Annotated in this window: 17 protein-coding genes and 2 pseudogenes; 8 read left to right on the forward strand and 11 right to left on the reverse strand. The window is 63.9% G+C overall.

The window, feature by feature from the left end; genetic code table 11:
- Window positions 1-102 precede the first annotated feature (102 nt).
- A pseudogene (locus HNR16_RS03615) lies at window positions 103-351 on the forward strand (LLM class flavin-dependent oxidoreductase); the annotation flags it as partial.
- 133 nt (window positions 352-484) lie between these two features.
- Window positions 485-1309 (forward strand): aminoglycoside adenylyltransferase domain-containing protein, encoded by an 825-nt coding sequence (locus HNR16_RS03620; RefSeq protein ID WP_158040066.1) that lies wholly within the window; start codon window positions 485-487, stop codon window positions 1307-1309.
- 1 nt (window position 1310) lies between these two features.
- Here the strand turns inward: HNR16_RS03620 and HNR16_RS19105 are convergent, their stop codons facing one another.
- The 7 genes and pseudogenes from HNR16_RS19105 to HNR16_RS03655 all read right to left on the reverse strand — a co-directional run bounded on the left by HNR16_RS19105 (window position 1311) and on the right by HNR16_RS03655 (window position 7502).
- Window positions 1311-2201 carry a FlaG family protein gene (locus HNR16_RS19105; protein WP_377700628.1) on the reverse strand — a complete coding sequence of 297 codons (891 nt, stop codon included), beginning with the start codon at window positions 2199-2201 and terminating at the stop codon, window positions 1311-1313.
- A 412-nt stretch (window positions 2202-2613) separates the two neighbouring features.
- Window positions 2614-3075 (reverse strand): annotated as a pseudogene (locus HNR16_RS19110) (relaxase/mobilization nuclease domain-containing protein); the annotation flags it as partial.
- Window positions 3072-3662: a hypothetical protein gene (locus HNR16_RS03635; RefSeq protein ID WP_158040064.1), complete on the reverse strand. Its 591-nt coding sequence runs from the start codon at window positions 3660-3662 to the stop codon at window positions 3072-3074. The gene HNR16_RS03635 and the pseudogene HNR16_RS19110, both read right to left, overlap by 4 nt.
- Window positions 3659-5083: a Rep family protein gene (locus HNR16_RS03640; RefSeq protein ID WP_158040063.1), complete on the reverse strand. Its 1425-nt coding sequence runs from the start codon at window positions 5081-5083 to the stop codon at window positions 3659-3661. Before HNR16_RS03640 ends, HNR16_RS03635 begins: the two co-directional genes overlap by 4 nt.
- 252 nt (window positions 5084-5335) lie before the next feature.
- A complete protein-coding gene (locus tag HNR16_RS03645; RefSeq protein ID WP_158040062.1) occupies window positions 5336-5584 on the reverse strand; it encodes a hypothetical protein in 249 nt (82 codons plus the stop codon).
- On the reverse strand, window positions 5584-5793 hold the full coding sequence (locus tag HNR16_RS03650; protein WP_158040061.1) for a hypothetical protein: 210 nt from the start codon (window positions 5791-5793) through the stop codon (window positions 5584-5586). Before HNR16_RS03650 ends, HNR16_RS03645 begins: the two co-directional genes overlap by 1 nt.
- A gap of 272 nt (window positions 5794-6065) precedes the next feature.
- Window positions 6066-7502, reverse strand: a complete 1437-nt coding sequence (locus HNR16_RS03655; RefSeq protein WP_158040060.1) for a recombinase family protein — start codon at window positions 7500-7502, stop codon at window positions 6066-6068.
- 38 nt (window positions 7503-7540) lie between these two features.
- On the opposite strand from HNR16_RS03655, the gene HNR16_RS03660 reads away from it, so the two are divergent.
- Both HNR16_RS03660 and HNR16_RS03665 read left to right on the forward strand, forming a co-directional pair.
- Window positions 7541-8344, forward strand: coding sequence for an LLM class flavin-dependent oxidoreductase (locus tag HNR16_RS03660; RefSeq protein WP_158040059.1), 804 nt, complete (start codon window positions 7541-7543; stop codon window positions 8342-8344).
- Between the two features lie 4 nt (window positions 8345-8348).
- On the forward strand, window positions 8349-8816 hold the full coding sequence (locus HNR16_RS03665) for a hypothetical protein (RefSeq protein WP_158040058.1): 468 nt from the start codon (window positions 8349-8351) through the stop codon (window positions 8814-8816).
- A 185-nt stretch (window positions 8817-9001) separates the two neighbouring features.
- On the opposite strand, the gene HNR16_RS03670 is transcribed toward HNR16_RS03665, so the two are convergent.
- Window positions 9002-9337, reverse strand: a complete 336-nt coding sequence (locus HNR16_RS03670) for a helix-turn-helix domain-containing protein (protein ID WP_179558082.1) — start codon at window positions 9335-9337, stop codon at window positions 9002-9004.
- A 179-nt stretch (window positions 9338-9516) separates the two neighbouring features.
- Here HNR16_RS03670 and HNR16_RS03675 point away from each other — a divergent pair, with 179 nt between their 5' ends.
- Window positions 9517-10083, forward strand: a complete 567-nt coding sequence (locus HNR16_RS03675; protein WP_158040056.1) for a hypothetical protein — start codon at window positions 9517-9519, stop codon at window positions 10081-10083.
- A gap of 16 nt (window positions 10084-10099) precedes the next feature.
- Window positions 10100-11134: an IS30 family transposase gene (locus HNR16_RS03680; protein ID WP_179558345.1), complete on the forward strand. Its 1035-nt coding sequence runs from the start codon at window positions 10100-10102 to the stop codon at window positions 11132-11134.
- Window positions 11135-11381: 247 nt separating this feature from the next.
- Here the strand turns inward: HNR16_RS03680 and HNR16_RS03685 are convergent, their stop codons facing one another.
- The 3 genes from HNR16_RS03685 to HNR16_RS03695 form a co-directional block, all read right to left on the reverse strand.
- The gene (locus HNR16_RS03685) at window positions 11382-11954 is read right to left on the reverse strand and encodes a recombinase family protein (RefSeq protein ID WP_158042216.1); all 573 of its coding nucleotides are present in this window, start codon (window positions 11952-11954) and stop codon (window positions 11382-11384) included.
- 156 nt (window positions 11955-12110) lie between these two features.
- Window positions 12111-12509: a hypothetical protein gene (locus HNR16_RS03690; protein ID WP_158042215.1), complete on the reverse strand. Its 399-nt coding sequence runs from the start codon at window positions 12507-12509 to the stop codon at window positions 12111-12113.
- Between the two features lie 1249 nt (window positions 12510-13758).
- Window positions 13759-15078, reverse strand: coding sequence for an ISL3 family transposase (locus tag HNR16_RS03695; RefSeq protein WP_420850437.1), 1320 nt, complete (start codon window positions 15076-15078; stop codon window positions 13759-13761).
- A gap of 131 nt (window positions 15079-15209) precedes the next feature.
- Between HNR16_RS03695 and HNR16_RS03700 the strand changes: the two genes are divergently transcribed.
- Entirely contained in the window at window positions 15210-16307 is a 1098-nt protein-coding gene (locus HNR16_RS03700) for a hypothetical protein (protein ID WP_158042150.1), read from the forward strand.
- Entirely contained in the window at window positions 16276-18024 is a 1749-nt protein-coding gene (locus tag HNR16_RS03705; protein ID WP_179558084.1) for an FtsK/SpoIIIE domain-containing protein, read from the forward strand. The genes HNR16_RS03700 and HNR16_RS03705 overlap by 32 nt, the downstream gene beginning before the upstream one ends.

An 18024-nucleotide genomic window follows, 5' to 3' on the forward strand; every position in this document is an offset into this window, starting at 1 on the left:
ACGGAGGTTGGGTGCGCAGGCTGTGATGGAGGCGCGTCGACATCGGACGAGGCCATCGGCGGGAAGGCGGAATATCGGCGTCCACGCGTCGTTTACATGATTATGCAAGCTTTTGGATTTCTGAGTTTCGGGCACTACGGCCCGACCGGGGGCGCGCACGGGCCGGATGCCCGCGCGTCCCTGCACGATGCGATCGGGATCGCCGAGGCGGCCGACGAGATCGGCGTGAACGGCGCCTACTTCCGCGTGCACCACTTCGCGCGGCAGGCGGCCGCGCCCATGCCGCTGCTCAGCGCGATCGCCGCGCGCACGAAGCACATCGAAGTCGGTACCGGGGTTATCGACATGCGCTAGCGCATGTGTGCTTTGTAACACTCGTCGATAGCTGCCGCCCACGCCTCCGCCGCGGTTGCCCTCGGTGGCTGACTCGCCAGTCTGCAACCGGGTACACCGCTTCGAGGTGGCTTCTCCGTACGATAAGTGCATGGAGGTTGCACTACCGGACGAAGTCCGCCGAGCGAGCCAGTCATATCTGGACGCCGCCGATCGGCTGCTGCCTGGAGCGATCACGAGCGTCGCTGTCGGCGGTTCTGTTGCGCTGGGTGCGTATCGACCGAAGGCCAGCGACATTGACCTCATCGCTACGCTCGATGACGCATGGCGAGGGCGCTCCGGTCTGATCCCACGCTTGCGCGCTCTGCACCTCTCGCAACTCCCGCGTCTGCTCGGGCGCGCCGTTCGGGGAATGGGCATCAGCGCGTGCTGCAACACCTCGTTCGTGTGGACCTCCGAGATCTCGCGCCCTGTGACGCAGATTGAGCCGATCGCTTCTCATGTGGGCGAGCTCTTCAACCCCAGGGGCGCGTTCGATGTGAATCCCGTCATCTGGCACGAGCTTCAGCACGGCGGCATAGCGTTACGGGGAGGGGACATCTCGACCTGGGGCTTGGACCCGGAGTCTGACGAGCTCCTAGCATGGACTCTGAACAACCTGCTGGGGTACTGGAAGCCGCTAATGCTGCGCACCGAGAGGAGGCGCGGAGCGCTCGGAGCCGGAAGGGTCCAGTGGCGGCTGCTCGGGCCTGCACGGATGCACGCGACGCTCGCGACGGGTGACGTCATCAGCAAGCAAGAGGCCGGAGAGCGTGCGCTCACATTGTTCCCTCATCACGCACCGATCCTCGGCGTAGCACTCGCACACCTTCGCGGAGAGGATGCTCCAGACGCTGCACCGAGAAGTGAATGGCGACGACTGACAGTCGCCTGCATGCGCGAGATCATCTCCGAATCGGAGCAGCTTCCGCGCTGAACTATCTGCGCCAGCGCGGCCACTTCGGCATTCCGCGGCCTTTCCAGTTCTCCACGAGGCCGGCGACCCAGCGGACAGAAGCAAAGAGCCCGTAGCCGGCCCCGGCGAGGCCCACGGCGACCACGAGCCACCGCCCGATGCCGAGCCACACGCTCCCGTCCACATCGAGCGCCCACTGAGCGCCCGTGATGAGACCGGCGATGCCCATCCAGAGCCCGGCGATGACCACGGCCCCCGGCAGGAGCGCGAGGCACATCGCGGCGGCGGCCGACCAGAGCTGTCGGGCCTCCAGCTTCGCCGTGGCGGCGATGATCCGTTCGGCCCGCTCGTTCGACGCGTCGAGGTTCGCCGTCATCGTGGCCGAGGCTTCCCCGGCGACCTCCTCGACGGCCTTCTCGACCCGCTCCTCGGTGCGCTTCTCGATCCGCTGCACCGCGCCGCCGACCTGGCTCACGAGCTTCTGGTTCGCCTCGGCCTGCGCCTTGAGCCCGTCAATCGCCGAGGCCGTAGCCGCGTGATTCTTCTGCGCTTCGGCGATCAAGCTCTGCGAGGCGGCGCTCAGTCGCTTCCCGTCGAGACTTTGCACGAACTCGCTTAGCGTATGTTCGATCTCGGTCAGCCTGATCTCGACGCTCTCGATCTGCGATGACGTGCTGGCGGACGGCTGCGAGGTCGACGCCCGGTCGATGCGCTTGCTCATCCCCTCGTCCATGACCTTCACGAAGCCCGTGAGCTGCCTCTGCTGCTCGGCCAGCCGGTTGAGCCTCGCGTTCTGCGCCTCGACGGCGGCGAGGATCGAGGTCAAGGTCTCCGTCGTCTCGGGACTTTCGAGCTGCGGCGGCGATCCGCTCTGCGCGTTCTGCTGCTTCAGCCTGTCGAGCGCTGCGCTCATGGTCCTGCTCCTTCTGCTGCTGGTGGTAGTGGAAGAACGCCTGCGCGCCCTCCGGGGTGAAGTCCGCCGAGAGAGCGCTCGTGCGCTTGCGGCGCTCGGCGCGCCCTGACTCGCCGCGGCGGTCCTCGATATAGAGGGTCCACGTCTCCTTGCCGACGTTCTTGCCCCGCTTGCTCACGGCGGTGTGAAGGCGCATCCGCGGCACCGGCTCCCCGTCGTCGCCGAGCTGCTGGTTCTGCTCCGCGATCACCGCTTCGAGACCGGCCTTGTCCACCGCGCGGGGATCGGCCAGGGCGGCGGTCATCCGGTCGCCCATCTCGCGATCGAGCCCGCCCTCCGCGAAGTCCTCCCGGCGCAGCTCCCAGTCCTGCGGCTGACGCTCCAACTGCTTCACGACCGACAGCCCGTGCTCGCGCATCAGCTCATCGTTCGCCGACTGCACGCCCCGCTGGTTCCCGGCCTTGCGGTCGTGGAACGTGCGGTAGTCCGAGAGCGCCTTCCCGGTCTCGTTGTTGTGGTTGATGACCAAGATGTGGTTGTGCGGCTTACCGCCGCGACCATCGGTGTGGGTCACGACGAGGCAGTCCGAATCGGGGTGCATCTTCTTCGCGAGCTGGTAGCCCAGATCGTTCACCCGCTGCACGTCCTCCGGGTTCTCCGGGTCGAACTCCTCGTCGCTGAAGCTCTGCCGATAGTGCAGCGCCTCGACATCTCGCTTCGTGTTCTGCGTGAGCGCACGGGCGTGCGCCGAGAACGCGCCGGGGCCTCCGGGCACGTCGCACGTGACCGCGACCCCGCGCTCGTCCTCCCTGCCCCGGATGTAGCGCTCCGTGTCCGCGGCGCTGGTGCTCGGACTGTAGTGCGTGGTGCTCACGATGCCGTCCGATCCCCGAGCAGCGCCCGGACCTCGCGCAGCAGCTCGATCAGCTCGGGCACCTCCGCTGACAGCGTCACCGTCTCACCGGCCCGCGCGCGGCGGTCCAGGTCGTTGACGTTGATCGCCAGCGGGCGCACCTGCGCGGCCAGCTCCCGAGCGTCCGCCGAGGCCTGCGCGCGGGCCTCGACCCCGAGCAGGTGCGCGGCCACGGCAGCGTCCAGCTCCTCGCTCCGGGAGGCGTGCAGGGCATCGCGCACGACGCTCCGCACCCACGTGCTCGGAGCCAGCCCGAGCCGCTTCGCACGAGTGCGAAGCGCCCCGAGCGTGGCGTCATCGAAGCGAGTATCGAGCCGCCCGCCGCTGCCACGACGACGCTTCGCGCCGCCGTGACTCTGCCGCACAGCCTCCGCATCAGCCCGACCGGTGTTCACCTGGGAGTCGGTCTGCTGCTCCACCTGTACGCCAGAGTGGCAAGCAGTAGGCATGTCGGACACATCGCTGACGCTCGTGTCCTCCATGCCTGCTTGCGAGGGGCCTCCGGCCCCCTCGACCCCCTGGAAAAGCGCATACTGATCGGTGCTCATGCGGCACCTCCGATCAGCGCCAGCGGCACGTCCGGGCTCCGGACCGCTAGCCCGCTCAACAGCTCAGCGACTGCTCCGTCCGCGTCGTGCTCCGCGGAGGTCTCCGGGCCGTAGGTGAGCTTGCGCGACGGAGCCACCTGCTGGTGGTAGGCGTTGCCGTTGACACCCGGCGTGTGAGCGGTAGCCGGGAGGCTGCACTGATGCCACTCGTAGGGCTCGACCTTCCCGATGTGCTGCACGAGGTAGCGGTTGATGTCGTCGGCCCGGTAGACCTTCACGACCGACGCCAGGCGGCGGATGAACTGGTCCAGCGCCTCGTCCACGTTGCCCTTCTGTCGGGCGTAGTAGAAGAACTCGACCGGTTCGATGGTGGCCGTGATGACGATGAGGCGCGGAGCCACCTCGCCCTTGTTCTTGTAGCGGGCCTTCGCAGGCGAGGCGTTGTACGGATCGAGCAGCAGCAGCCAGTCGTTCGCGTCCATCGCTGAGGCCCGCAGGTCGTCCAGCAGCAGCACCTCCTCACCCCGCCAGTCATCGAGCGGGTTCCCCGTCGCGGCCCGGTAGACCTGCCACCGCTCGCCGTGAGCGTTCGCCGCATTGATTGCCTCGGTGATGAAGTCCGTGGCGAACCTGGTCTTGCCGATCCCGGCATCCCCGTGGACGAACACCACGTGCGTGGAGAACTCACCGGCGCGGAGCTTCGCGGCCGCCCGGTACGCGCGACGCTGCCCGTAGGCAGAGAGGGCGTCGTCGATCTCCCGCTGATGCCGCGAGTAGATGTCGAACAGGTCATCGGTGAGCATGATCTGATCGCGCGTGATCTCGCCCTGGAGCACGCGCTCGCGCATGTCCTCGAAATTCTCCGCGACGACCTTCTTCTTCACGTGGGCGCGGCCCTTCAGCCACGTCTCCCGACGCAGCGCGTCGATACCCAGGTAGTCCGGCCCGCGCACCGTAGCGACCTCCGACGGCGAATACTGGTGCTTGTCCGCGTACTTCGCATGCGTCAGATAGGCCTGCATGTTGTCGTAGGCGTACCGGCCGCGACCCGGCTTCTCGACGTACTGAGGCTCGACACCGATTGCGAACGCCAGCCGATCCAGCGGCGCGCTCTTCGCACGGCTGGCGAACTTGACGACCGCGTGCAGGTGCTCGGGCTTCGGCTCGACCACGAGGGCCTTCTCCGTGTCGCTCCAGACCTCGCCTTCGTCCTTGTCGTGCACGATGCCGTAGGCCTCGGTGACCTCGCAGCCGATGGCCTCGAGCCGCTGCACCACGTAGGCGAGGATCGTCCCGGCCCCCTGCTGGAGCAGCGCGGCACCGTTCGGATCCTCGGCGGCCCAGGTCCAGTACGACGGATCGAGGTACTGCGTGAGGCCGATGCTCGTCGGGTTGTTCTCCTGCTTAGCCACGACGACCACCCCCGCTGCAGGCGGCGCGGAGGGTCTCAGAGGGGGTGCGACGCCTAAATGACCCCCTATTGACCCCCAAATGAGACCCCAAATGAACCCGTGGAATCACAGGGGCAGTGGGATGCGGGATCCGCATGTTGGCGCGGAAGTTGGAGCAAAGCGCGGCAATCGACAAGCCCTTGCCGCGCCCGTAGGAACGAATGAGGCTCCCGAAACTCTTGGAGTACGAAACCCAGACGAAGTTGCGGGCGTCGGCGTGCATCAGCGACCACCGCCCCGGCCGTAGCGCTTGATCACGGCCTGGTGCGTGACGCCGAGTGCGTCGCCGATCTTGGCCCAGGTCACACGGTCGGCGCGGGCGTCGGCGACGGCGATCTCGACGGCTTCCTCCAGCACGGAGCGGAGCACGCCGAGGTCGTACAGGCGAGCCTCGGAGTCGGAGAGGGCGGGATCCCCCTGATGCCAGCGGAACGCCTCGACGTGATCGAAGGCGGCGGAGTTCGCAGTCATCAGCGACCACCGACCATCACGGAGGCGACGGCGGCGCGCTGGCGCGGGGTCAGCGGGGTGTGGGCCAGGCGCTCACCGGCACGGCGACCGGCGGCACGGGCGGTGGCGATGACGTCATCCAGGCCCTCGACCTGAGTAGGAACCATTCGGCCCTGATCGAGGTCAGGCGGAGGTGCGAGGTCAGCGGTGCGGGTGTCCGTGGTGGACATGAAAAACTCCCGAAGATCGTTCTTCGGGAGTTCCAGGAGCCCTCACGCCTGGCGACCTTTCGGTCGGAGCTTCGACGGTGGCCTGCCCGTCGGGGATAGCTTTCAGTTCACCGGGGGTGTCTCACCCTCGCTCGCACGAGGTTCACTCCATTTACCTGCCCGGGGACGTGCCACCTCGCTGCCCCCGCGGACCACGAAGCGCCGTCCATTCGCCTCTGCAACTGTTCTACCATGAGTCGACTCACCATTGCAATGACGAGTCGACTCATGAGTCAGTCGCGACGCGGCTCTATCCGAATGAGGTCAGGGTCGAACTTCACGTGACCGGGGGCGATCGGCTCGATGGTCACCGTCACCAGCTCGTCCACGAGCACCCGGCGGCGGTCCACGTCCAGCGCCTTCCACTTCGACTCGACGACTTCGCGGCGCTCAGCAGTCCCGACCGGTTCGTCCACGCCTGCGAGCAACTTCGCCGCCGCCGACACCGAGCGGTCGAGCAGCTCCGCGTCGATCTCGTCGATGCGGGCCTTCACGTCGTTGATCGCCGCGGTGATCTCCAGCACGGGCTGGTGGATGTCTCGCAGCAGCGGGCTCAGTTCCTTGACGCGCTCGACCAGGGCGTTCCGCTCGGTCAGCAGCTCTTCGCGGTCCGGCCCGTCGTCTTCCTGCGGCATCACCAGGTCGTGCACGTCCACCGAGGACAGTCGGGTGAGCACCGCCTCGGTGACCATCGCATCGACGGGCTCGCGCTGGCGCGTGAGGTGGAACTGCTCGCCGCAGCGGTACGTCGGCTGCTTGCGGCTGTTCGTCCCCGAGACGAGCGTCGCACCGCACTTACCGCACAGCCCGATCGTGGACAGGAGGTACTTCGGCTGGTTGCCCTGCCTCGCCGACCTCCGCACGTTGTCCTCCAGCTTCGCCACCGCGGCACGCCACGTCTGCTCGCTGACGATGGGCGGGAACGCCCCGCCCTGCACCGGGTACAGCTCGCCCGAGGCGTAGTGCTTGATGTAGCCAGCGTAAAGAGGGTTCGCCAGCAGGTACCGCACGGCATCGACGGAGAACTCCGACCCGCGCGCGGTGAGGTGACCAGCGCTGTTCAGGTCCTCACGGATGCGCCGGATCGAGAGCGACGGCTCACCGAGGAACGCATCGAACGCCCGCCGGACGGCCTCGGCCTCCTCGGGGATCAGCTCGCCATCTCGCGTCCAGCCGAACGCCTTCCAGGCCGACGTGGGGATGCCTTCTGTGCGTCGGCGCTCGTTCGATCTGATCTGGCGCTCGGCCTTGCGCCGAGCCTCGAACCGGGCGAGGGCGGCGAGCATTGTCGCTCGGAACTCCCCGTCCGCCGTCGAGAGGTCGATCTCGCCGTCAACGGTGACGACGCGGAGGCCGAGGTCGATCAGGGTGTTGAGGTCCTTCGTGCTGCGCAGGAGACGGTCCATGTCCACCGCGACGACCATCGAGAACCGGCCCGCTCGGGCGTCATCCAGCATCTCGGCCCAACGGGTGCCAGCGCGGCGCTTCTTCGTCGCCGACACCGAGTTGTCCTCGTAGACCTCGACCACGGTCCAGTCCTTGGCCTCGGCCAGCGCCCTGATCTTCCGCAGCTGGGTCTCGACGGTCCACCGATCGCCCTTGCGGTCCATCGAGGCGCGGACGTACGCCGCAACCTCGTTCGTCTTCCTCAGCGATACCAGTTCAACCATGCAGCCAAGCTTACCTGAACGAGTGTTTCAACCGCGAGATGTGCTACGAGAACCCGCTCTACCTCGCGGAGGAGGCGGCCGCGCTCGACCTCATCTCCGACGGCCGGGTGGCGCTCGGCGTCAGCCGTGGGTCACCCGAGCCCGCACTGCGCGGCTGGGAGGCATTCGGCTACGAGGAGTCGGAGGATCCCCGCGGCGCCGACATCGCGCGCGAGAAGTTCGAGTTGTTCATGCGTGCCGTGCGGGGTGAGCGCCTCGTGGACGCCGACCCGCAGCAGTTCGGCGTCGGGCAGAAGCTCGCCGTCGAACCGCACGCCGAGGGGCTCGCGGACCGCATCTGGTGGGGCGCGGGGACGCGCGCGACGGCCGAGTGGGCCGGCGAGCAGGGGGTGAACCTCATGAGCTCGACGCTCGTGACCGAGGCGACGGGTGCGTCGCTCGGCGAGTTGCAGGCCGAGCAGATCGCCCGCTACCGCGCCGCGTACGCGAAGGCCGGGCACAGCGGTGCGCCGCGTGTGTCGGTGAGCCGGAGCGTGTTCCCGGTCGTGTCCGACGAGGATCGCATCCTGTACCAGCTCCGTCAGGGGCAGGAGCACGATCAGGTGGGCGTCATCGACGGGTTCCGTTCCACGTTCGGGCGCACCTATGTGGGCGAGCCGGACCGGTTGATCGAAGAACTGCGCGCAGACGAGGCGGTCATGTCGGCCGACACGCTCATGCTGACGATCCCCTCGCAGCTCGGGGTCTCTTTTTGCACAAGACTGCTCGAATCTTTCGCCAAGTACGTCGCGCCCTCCCTCGGCTGGAAGCCCAACCAGGAGGGGCCTGTGCGGGGAGAATGACTCCATGACGACCGATGAGCCTCCCGTCCCGGGTCGCCCCGAAGAGGCTGAGCAGTTGCTCTATCTCATGCTTGGCCGTGCCATTGCTCAGTGCCAGGTGGCAGAGGCAATGGCCAACAGCATCCATGAACTCCTGCTAGGACAACCAGCCCGCGAACGCGCGACGTTGGGCAGCAAGGCGAAGGCTGTGGAGCCAGAGCTTCCCAGTGGCCTTCACTCTGAATTCATGGAGCTGGTTGAAGCCCGCAACTACCTGGTGCACAATCTGCTCTTTGACCACGGCGGCTGGACGGGAGTCCTCGGGTTGGACGGACCGGACCTCTACGGGAAGCTCTATGCGTCCATCCGCGAAGCAACGCAAACCATCGAGCGCGTCAGCAATCTGCTACGACGACACCTCGCCACGACTAGACCAGATGCCCTGTTTCTCACCATTGACGAGCATGGGGTTCATGACCTCAGGGATACATAGCGAGGGGCCCCATCGCCTGACCCTCGCGAGGCCCGAAATCGCCCCCTTCCCGGAAGCGTCTGAGCGCGTCCTGGAACGCCCCCGAATCCGCCAGGTAGAACCGCGCGTATCCGGGGGCGTTTTGGCAGTTCTTGAGAAGATTTCTCCAGAAGGGCCCATTGCGGGCAGGGACCCAGGAGGTTGCCCTAGGAGGGCTCAGAATCGCTCTCCATGCGCGCCGCCTCAGCCGGAGTTGGCAGCGGCTCCAGGGGAGGAAGTTGGGCTGGCTCCACCGGGGCAAGAAGCTCAGTCACTGTGAGCCCGAGCAAGGCGGCAAGCCTCGGCAGCCTGTCCACAGACACAGCCCGCTCTCCCACCTCCATCAGGCGCAGCATCTCCCTAGACAAGTGCGCCTGCCTAGCCATCTCGGCCTGAGCGAGCCCCTGAGCCTCCCTGAGCGCCCGAATCCTGGCCCCCAAGGCCCTGGTGAAATCTTCCATCATCGCCCTCTCCAGCTCTGGGAGGACGCGGTAGATGGCCATGCCCCCAGTTTCCCACACCTCTGGTCCCCACCCAGCCCACCAGCTACCATGACCAATACATTGGGCATGACTCGACTTTACAACACAGAGGGGTGGGCACCATGAGCATGGGAGCCTTCGGCGCAGGGCTGGTCGGTGGAATCGTGGCAGGGGAAGACCCCAGGCGAGGAGCCAGGAGGATGGCCGCCCTGGCATTCATCCTGCTCGCCCTGGTGGGCCTGGCAGCAGCCATAGGCCTTCAGCTGACCAGCCAGCACAATGAATTTCTGGTGATGTGGGTGTTTTTCGCACTCTTCTGGAGCTGGATAGTTATGGTGAGCGTGGCCAAGTGGGTGGCCTTCTTTCCATTCAGCGCCTTCCGCTCCCTCCCGCTCCTGGTGCTGGCCATCGAGCAGACCAGGGCCGGGATGGTGTGGGCCATCGCCTATGGGTGCGCTTGGGCCCTCAGCATCATCCTCGCCGCCACCATGGCACCGGCGGCGGTCATCATCGGCGTTCTCATCCTCGTGGTCGCGGCCTGGGGAGCAGGCATCCAAGTGGGCAAGGCTGAAGGCCGCGTCTGGGCCCAAATGCAGGAAGCTCGCTCCGTAGTTGCAAGAGCCCTTGGCGTCGCGCCAGCAGCACTGGCAGGCGGAAATACAGGCAATCTGCGCTTTCCCGTATTCACCTTTGAATTTCCCTTCGTGGCCAGCGATGACGGTGGTGTCATAGCGTCGAAGCAACACTCCTGTTCGGCGGGGGTCTGATCGATGGAGTGTGTGGATGTCGCGGGTGGGGTTGTCGTTCAGTGACAGGTCGGAGATCTCCACGGCGTCGAAGGCGGGTTGGGGTGTGCGGAAGATTGCCCGTCACCTGGGGCGTTGCCCGTCAGTGGTCTCCAGGGAGCTGCGTCGGAACGCGACGAAGACCCGCGGCTACCAGGCCGTGACCGCAGACGTGGCCGCGCAGCGTCGCCGGGCCCGTCCGCAGCAGCGGAAGGTCGCGGCGGATCCGGTGCTGCAGGCGCGGGTGAATGCTGACCTAGCCGCATCGTGGACGCCGAACGAGATCGCGGGCCGCTTGCGCCTGGAGGCAACAGACCCGACTGTTGGCCGTATGGCGAACTCTCCTGATGCGCAGGGCCGCACCGTCTCTGGTGAAGCGATCTACCAGTACATCTACGCGATCCCGCGCGGGGAACTGGCCCGGCGCGGGATCTTTCTGCAGTCCAAGCGCACCAAGCGCAGGCCCCGCACTACGGGCCGGTCCCGGGGCGGGCCGATCATCGGGATGGTCCCGCTCTCAGAACGGGGCGAGGACGCCGCCGAGCGCCGGGTGCCAGGCCACTGGGAGGGGGACCTGATCATCGGGAAGAACGGTGCCTCCTGCGCGGCGACACTGGTGGAGCGGATGAGTGGTTTCACCGGGCTGCTGGCTCTGCCCTCCAAGCACGCCGAGGGCACCGCGGACGCGGTCATCGAGTATTTCAACGAGCTGCCCCAGATGATGAAGGCGTCACTCGCGTGGGACCAGGGCAGCGAGATGGCCCACCACGCGAAGGTCACCTTGGCCACGAACATGCCGGTCTACTTCGCCGACCCCCACTCGCCCTGGCAGCGACCCAGCAACGAGAACACCAACCGGCTCTACCGCGAGTACCTGCCCAAAGGCACGGCGATACCCGACCACCAGCCCTACCTGACCACGATCGCCGAGGAGATCAACAACCGGCCCCGCCGCCGGCTCGGCTTCCTGACACCGACCGAAGCATTCGCTCGACTACTGGCCGGCGAGCCCCATGTTGCTTCCACGCCTTGACATCGCCGACAACTTGCTCAGTCTTAACCAAAACATCACGGGCATGGAGCACATCTTCGTGGTTACTGGACTGGCAAGGGAGGGTATTTCCCTGGCCCCACCAGCGGCAGCTAAAGTGGAGCTGAACCGCCAAAAGCGGGAGCAGGCCAAGGGAAGGCGCTAACCCGCACACACAAGCCGGCCCCTGGATACTCCTGATTGAACGGGGAGTATCCAGGGGCCGGCTGCATGCTGGGGGAAAATGGCATCACAACTTCAAAGCCTCATAGTAAGTGGTCTTCGAAATGCCTAGCGCTTCCCACCGCTCCTTGGCCGTCGGAAAAAGCGGATTCACATGGATGTCTTTCACCTTCGCAACCAATTCTGGCGTCAATTTCTTTGGCCTGCCACCCAATTTCCCCTGGGCCCGGGCCGACTCCCGGCCAATGGAACTCCGCTCCAGCGTTGTCTCCAGCTCGAACTCTGCAATCGCCGCCATAACCGCGAAAAGCAGTTTTCCCCCTAGAGATTTCGTTTCCACAACGCCATCGGCAGTGCGAAAATCGGCCCCCAATGATTTGAACCTTCCCAGCAAAATGTGGAGCTCCCTGGAATCCCTGCCCAGCCGGTCAAGTTTCGTGGAAACGACGAGGTCATCCTCCCTGAGTCTGGAAAGCAGGTCATCAAGGGCTGGCCTGCTCGCCTTTCGCCCCGAAATGACATCCACAAAAACATTCTGTTCTGGCACGCCAACCTCCAAAAGCTTGGCCTTTTGGGCCTCCAGAGAATTGCCCTCTCTGGCTTGGCGTGCTGTGGAAACCCTGACATATCCAAACAACATGATGATTCTCCTCAATCTGTCCGTTTACCCAACTTTCTGCCGGGATAAACGGAATATCAAAACGGACGGGTTTCCGAACCACTCAGACGGGGAAACGGCTCAGAATCCGAAAGAATCCTGAGCCGTTCGCAAAGTGTTGACTAAAAGAACTACCGACTAGATGCTTGGCAAGTCATCGCCATCACCCACGTAGAACCCCAAGAGAAAATCCCGGGTCGTGAGGGAATCAGACAACCCGGCCTTCTGGCAAATCAACACAATCAACTTCACAACATCATCAATGTCGAAAGACTTGGCCCTCGTTGGAACAGCCTGGCGAAAAGCCGTCATGATTTCGGCGTCATCGCCGAAGTGAGCTGGAATCTCATTCAAGGCCATGGCGAAATTGCGACCGCCATTCTTGGTCCTAATCAGCCTGCATGCCAACTCAAACCGGGCATCCGCCCTGCGCTGCCGCGTCGAGTGCTTCAAGGCCCTCGTGCTGATGAGCCAAGAAATGAGTCCACCGAACCCAGCGCCCAGCAGCGAGGGAAGAATAACCTGAAGAATCTCCATGGCCGCATCCTAGGGGCACCTGCACCGGCAGGCGTACTCACCCACCCCCCCCTGCTCGCAACCTGCAAACACTGGCGGGGGGCAGGCGGTTCCCTTGCCCCCCAGCACCCCCCCAGGAACACGGCTGCGCCGTGACGGCCCCAGGGGGGCCTTGCGGAACTGCCTCCAGACACGGCAATCCTCCTATCTCCAATGACAGAAATATCCCCAGGGAATGGCAACACATGGGCGCACACCTCCACCGGGGACACTGGGGAAGGCTGGAAGAAGACACAGGGGTATCTATGACCCCACCCTGTGGGAGAACTGATGGCCAGCCACCCGCCTACCGGCATCCCCTCTCGGGGCCTCCAAAACCATGAGATGCCTCACGCGCTAGGTAGCGTTCTTCTGTCCACCATCAGTTCAAGATGGACCTCATGAAGCTGGGCCTGGCGTCCCGCAACCTGACATGATGGCGTTCATGCCGTCGGAACTTAGTCACCCAACACTGCGTTCAATTGCAGTGCATCATTTGACTTCATGTGTCATGGGCTAGTCCGAACCATCGCCTTGGCTCACGGTGCTGCTAATTTCAGGAATGCCACGTCGGTGAAGTGTTTGTAATCCAGTGCTGCCGTCCATCTGCCCAAAGGCCCTATCACAGGATGACCCAAAACCCAACACTTTCACCCAGACGCAAAAAGCGCCGGGGGTTTAGCCCTGGCGCTCAATCAATCTCACGTGCTTCAACTCTTCTATTCCGCCAAGACTGACATGCATATCTAAACGAGAAAAGAAGACCCCCGCAGGAATCATTCTGCGGGGGTCCATGCGTCTTGGCGGAGAAGCACTGCCACCAATATCTAAATGGCTCCATCGTGGTGGGGAGAGGGCGCAGCCGGGAGGGGGGCCCGCGCAGCGGGAGGGGTAAGGCGGAGCCGCAATGCCCGCAGGGCCACCGCACGCAAGTGCTAACAGCTTTGGCCAGGTGTGAGCAGCCTGGCGGCGCGCGGGGTGAGAGTGGGGAATCCAAGGATTAATTGTTGGGTTCTGCTGAATCTTTGATTTAAGCAGAACATCTTTCGCCTGCCGCGACTCCAGAAACCCGCTTAGATAAGCGGGAAAACGGCCCACCACCATGCTCCAGGGCAGGAGTAGGCAGGTGCCGGAAGGGGATACGGAAGGGGATAGAGGAGGGGAAACGATATTAGAAACCGGGAAGACCCCCACCGCACCCCAAACTGGCTCTTCGGACATTCGGTGGGGGTCATGGGGTGAGTCCGCCGGCGGCGAGGAGCATGCGGAGCCGGTAGTTGTCGCGGTTGCGGAAGCCGCGGGCGAGGCGGCGGTGGAGCTCGATGATCCCGTTCACGGCCTCAGTGCCGCCGTTCGATGATCGTCCGGTCGTGAAGTAGGCCAGGAACGCTGCCTGCCAACGGCGGAGGGTGCGGCCGAGGCGGGCGATCTCGGGGATCGGGCAGGTGTGGAATGTGTCGACGACCTTCTCGGCGATCCGCCGCCCCTCGACGAGGTCCTTCTGGTGGTAGGCGGAACGCAGTTGCTGGGCGCACTGCCATGCGACGAACACCTCGTCGTGCGCGGGGTCGGCCTCGATCGCTGCCGCGAGCCTGGTCCGCTGCTTCTCGGTGAGGTTCTCGGCGCCGGCGCGGAGGATGGTCTGGATCCCGTAGAGCGGGTCGCCGGTCCGACCGCGATGCCCGAGGGTGTCTTGCTGGACGCGGCGGCGGACCTCGTCCACAGCGGCGGTGCCGAGCTTGACGACGTGGAACGCGTCCAGCACGGCCGTGGCGTCTTCGAGCTTGTCGTCGATCGCGGTCTTGTAGCCGGCGAACGGGTCAAGAGCTGCGACCTGCACGTTCTTCCGGAACGCTTCGCCGCGGTCTGCGAGCCAGGACGCGTAGGCCTTCCCGGAGCGGCCGGGCACGAGGTCGAGCAGCCTGGCCCGCGTCTTTCCGGTGCTGTCGCGGCTGAGATCGACCATCCCGGTCAGTTCCTTCGGGCCGCGCTTTCGGGGGTCGACGTGATGCCAGATGTGCTCATCGACGCCGAGGGTGGTGACGTTCTCGAACCGGGACTCGTCCTCAGCCAGTTTGACCAGCTCGGGCTCGACGGCCCGCCACACCGTCTTCCACGACGTTCCGAGCTGACGGGCGATACCGTGCACGGTGGCGTGCTCGCGGCGCAGCTGCCCGATCGCCCAGCCGACGGCGCGCGTGGTGATCGACCCGCGCCGGGCCACCAGACCCGGGAGCTGCTCCACGAACGTCCGTCGCACGCATCCCACCTCGTCGCACCGCCAGACCCGCTGCCGCCACACGATCCGCACCCGCGTCACGCCGGGCACATCATGAAGCACCCGTCGGCGACGTCCGCGGCCGGTCGCGACGACCCCGCACGACGGGCAGCCGGTCGGTGCCGCCGGGCTCGAGACGGTCACGATCAGCAGCCCGTCACGGCGGTCAACGTCCTCGACATGGACCCCATCGAGGCCGAGCAGCAAGTCGCAGCGGGAACACGGGCAGGCGGCGGAGCACGCGTCAGCGCACCCCGAACTATCGTGAGACACGTCGAGGTCCTCGGTTGGAGCAGCAGTTGGCGCTACTGATCCTCGGGGACCTCGACCCCTACCCGCCGACCATCACCCGGCGAGCCTCACCCCCACCGAATGTCCGAAGAGCCCCCAAACTGGAGGCAAAAATGATTGAACCAACCGACCTACTGGCAGAACTATTGGATGAATCCCCAGAGGAAATTCAGACCCCTCTCGCGCAACCTACTCCCGTAAATGTTGCAGCAAAGACCATGCCCACCAAGCGCCGCCAACCAGAAATCTCTCCTGGCAATTTGGAGCTGATGGCCTTCCTGGCGAAGTTCCCTGGAGCCACCCTGGAGGCAATGAGCATGCTCCAGGTGCGCCAGGCCAACCCCTTCCACAAGGCTGGCACCCTGAGGGCAATTGGCGGTGTGGAAGCAACATTGAAGAAGCTCCGGCGCATGGGAATTCTCACCTGGCACAGGGACCCCGCAGCCCAGGAAAACTACTACTCCATCACTTCAGAGGGCCTCGAGATTCTTGGTTCGACAGGCTACGACACAGCCCCCATAGCCACGCTGCAAGGCGTCGCCAAGACCCGGGCAGCCCATTTTTCCGCCATCGCCCAGGTGGCCGCCCAGCTCTATTCCCCAGCCGGATTCTTCAAGAATCTTCTCGGAATCGCGCCCCTCAGCCTGGATGCATTGGTTTCCGAAAAGGAAATGAGGAGTGCTTTTGAGCCTGTGAAATCTGCTCTCAGGGAAGCCAAGAAGAAGGGGCAACCCAGCGAATTTGGCCCTCTCCGCACCGCCACCATGGAGGCCAGATTTGAGCAGGTGGCCCAGGGGCAAATGGCTCTGGGCGATGTCTTGGAAGCAGAGCCCATGCTCTGGACCCTGGGTTTCAAACCCTATGAAAACTCGATTCTCAAGCCCATTCACCAGCCGGATTTGGCCGCTCGAATCCCTTCCAATGGAGATGAAATCCGCTCTGCGAATCTCCTAATCGAAGTTGAGTTGAGTAAGAAGAGCTGGCAGGAATACGAATCCATCCTGGCCACCCTGGCAGCGGAATTGCGGGAGGGATTGACCTACGGCAGGGCCATCTATTTCACCATTGGCACTCAAATCCCAACCCTCTTGAAGAAAGTGGATGCGGCCGGAAATCATGGCCTCATCAGCTCTGGGAAGCTTCTAATCCTGCCATTGAAGCATCGCGATGGCACCCCATATGCGGAAAATCGCCGCATCAATTTGGCCTGAGAAAACCATCGAAGAACAGAACGGAGGAAACATCATGTTGGACACTATTTACTCTCTTTACGACCTGTGGATTGCCCCAAATCTCTGGGCCATCGCAATCGCCTTGGCCATTGCAATCCTGGCCATCCGCATCCTATTGCCCATGGTCATCAGGGGATTTGCCCGCTGGAAGAACTACTCCGGAACCCGGAACTTCAACCCAAGTACATGGTTCGCGATGCAATCTAGACCCCTATTCAGGGCCCAGAGCATACTCCTGGCCAGCTCCGGCCTCCGGGAGCTTTTCGCCCCGGCCAGCAATTTCATCAGGGACCTCACGGACCAGGAAAAGGAGAAAGGAACCATGGGATTCGGTGCGGCCTGGCTTTCACCCTATCCCCGTGCGGTAAAGGCCAGCATCAAGGCCAATCGAGGCATGGCCAGGGGGAAAAAGCTAGATGCAACCGGGCAAATCCGGGAGCTAGCCAAGCAAATCACCCTGGCACCCCTTGACAAGCAATTTGGCGGCGGAGATGATTCGCAGCACTTCGAAATCAGCATTGACCTGCACGGACACTCAGCGGATGAGATTGCGAGGATTGAGGGCAAGATTTCATCCCAACTGGACCTGGTGGACCTCAGCCCCATCCCCGGTCATCGGGGTGGTAGGGGCATGGCCTACCAGGCACACAGGACAGCTCCAGTTGATGCCCTCATGAAGGAGAAAATTGGAGCTGACTTTCTCATGGAGAACCCAGCAAAATCCCCTTACTTGCTACCCATTTGCATCAATGCCCAAATGGAACCCCGGGGCTTACCGCTACACCACACCTTGATTCTTGGAACCACAGGCAGCGGTAAGAGTTCGCCATTGAACGACATCATCTTTCAGGAGGCCGAATTCGTGGAACAAGGTGTGGTGGAATTCTATGGCATCGACCCAAAAAGGTCAGAACTAAGGCCCTATGAGGGGAGCTGGTTGTTCAAAGATGTTGTTTACGGCATGCAGGAATCTGTGCAACTAATTGGCCACATCGAGGGCCTGCTGACGAAGCGCTCCAAGGCTAATCCGATGAACCTATCGAAAGGTCAACTCGGTCGGCAAATGAAACCATCTAAGACGCATCCCATCGTAATCCTAATGATTGATGAGATTCTTTCGCTGGTTGGCGACCTGCAAACCAACCGCCAGAGCGCCTCTATCAATCAGCTAACCAAGATTATGGCTATGGGTCGCTCCCTCAACATTTTCGTGGTTGGTGCGACTCAGAATGCCGACAAATCCATCCTTGGTTGGATGCGACCAAACATCGGAAATGCCATAGTTCTAAGGCAGCCATCCGTCTACTACAACGACCTCTTCCTAGGGGCGGGTGCGGCTGCTCAAGGGTTTGATTCAACCATCATCGCCCCCGCGAATCAGGCCAACCAGTATCGGACGGCGGGCATGGGCTACATGCTTGGGCCCACAGGGGAGCCTGAGAAAATCCGCTTTGCCTACACCAGCGATGCGGAAATCGCGGCCCTCATCCAGCGCCACCCAGGCAAGGGCATTGCCACCGCTCCCAGCTCCCCCGTGGCGCCCGTTCCTGCCCCCTACGCACCCACCCCGGCCGCTCCCTCCCTGGCCAAGGGAGTGAGCCTCCAAGAGGCCGCTGGAGGGCCCAGGCCAGTCTCTGCCGAGGAATCCCGGGCAGAGCAGATGATGGCCGCGCTCAGGCGCTCCCAGGCCCGCTGA

This window comes from Pseudoclavibacter chungangensis (genome assembly GCF_013410545.1).
Taxonomy (GTDB): Bacteria; Actinomycetota; Actinomycetes; order Actinomycetales; family Microbacteriaceae; genus Pseudoclavibacter; species Pseudoclavibacter chungangensis.

Excerpts from the sequence above, each read along its gene's own strand:
- HNR16_RS03620 (WP_158040066.1), top strand. The coding sequence starts at position 485 with ATGGAGGTTGCACTACCGGACGAAGTCCGCCGAGCGAGCCAGTCATAT.
- HNR16_RS19105 (WP_377700628.1), bottom strand. The coding sequence starts at position 2,201 with ATGAGCGCAGCGCTCGACAGGCTGAAGCAGCAGAACGCGCAGAGCGGA.
- HNR16_RS03635 (WP_158040064.1), bottom strand. The coding sequence starts at position 3,662 with ATGAGCACCGATCAGTATGCGCTTTTCCAGGGGGTCGAGGGGGCCGGA.
- HNR16_RS03645 (WP_158040062.1), bottom strand. The coding sequence starts at position 5,584 with ATGACTGCGAACTCCGCCGCCTTCGATCACGTCGAGGCGTTCCGCTGG.
- HNR16_RS03650 (WP_158040061.1), bottom strand. The coding sequence starts at position 5,793 with ATGTCCACCACGGACACCCGCACCGCTGACCTCGCACCTCCGCCTGAC.
- HNR16_RS03655 (WP_158040060.1), bottom strand. The coding sequence starts at position 7,502 with ATGGTTGAACTGGTATCGCTGAGGAAGACGAACGAGGTTGCGGCGTAC.
- HNR16_RS03660 (WP_158040059.1), top strand. The coding sequence starts at position 7,541 with ATGTGCTACGAGAACCCGCTCTACCTCGCGGAGGAGGCGGCCGCGCTC.
- HNR16_RS03665 (WP_158040058.1), top strand. The coding sequence starts at position 8,349 with ATGACGACCGATGAGCCTCCCGTCCCGGGTCGCCCCGAAGAGGCTGAG.
- HNR16_RS03670 (WP_179558082.1), bottom strand. The coding sequence starts at position 9,337 with ATGGCCATCTACCGCGTCCTCCCAGAGCTGGAGAGGGCGATGATGGAA.
- HNR16_RS03675 (WP_158040056.1), top strand. The coding sequence starts at position 9,517 with ATGGCCGCCCTGGCATTCATCCTGCTCGCCCTGGTGGGCCTGGCAGCA.
- HNR16_RS03680 (WP_179558345.1), top strand. The coding sequence starts at position 10,100 with ATGTCGCGGGTGGGGTTGTCGTTCAGTGACAGGTCGGAGATCTCCACG.
- HNR16_RS03685 (WP_158042216.1), bottom strand. The coding sequence starts at position 11,954 with ATGTTGTTTGGATATGTCAGGGTTTCCACAGCACGCCAAGCCAGAGAG.
- HNR16_RS03690 (WP_158042215.1), bottom strand. The coding sequence starts at position 12,509 with ATGGAGATTCTTCAGGTTATTCTTCCCTCGCTGCTGGGCGCTGGGTTC.
- HNR16_RS03700 (WP_158042150.1), top strand. The coding sequence starts at position 15,210 with ATGATTGAACCAACCGACCTACTGGCAGAACTATTGGATGAATCCCCA.
- HNR16_RS03705 (WP_179558084.1), top strand. The coding sequence starts at position 16,276 with ATGCGGAAAATCGCCGCATCAATTTGGCCTGAGAAAACCATCGAAGAA.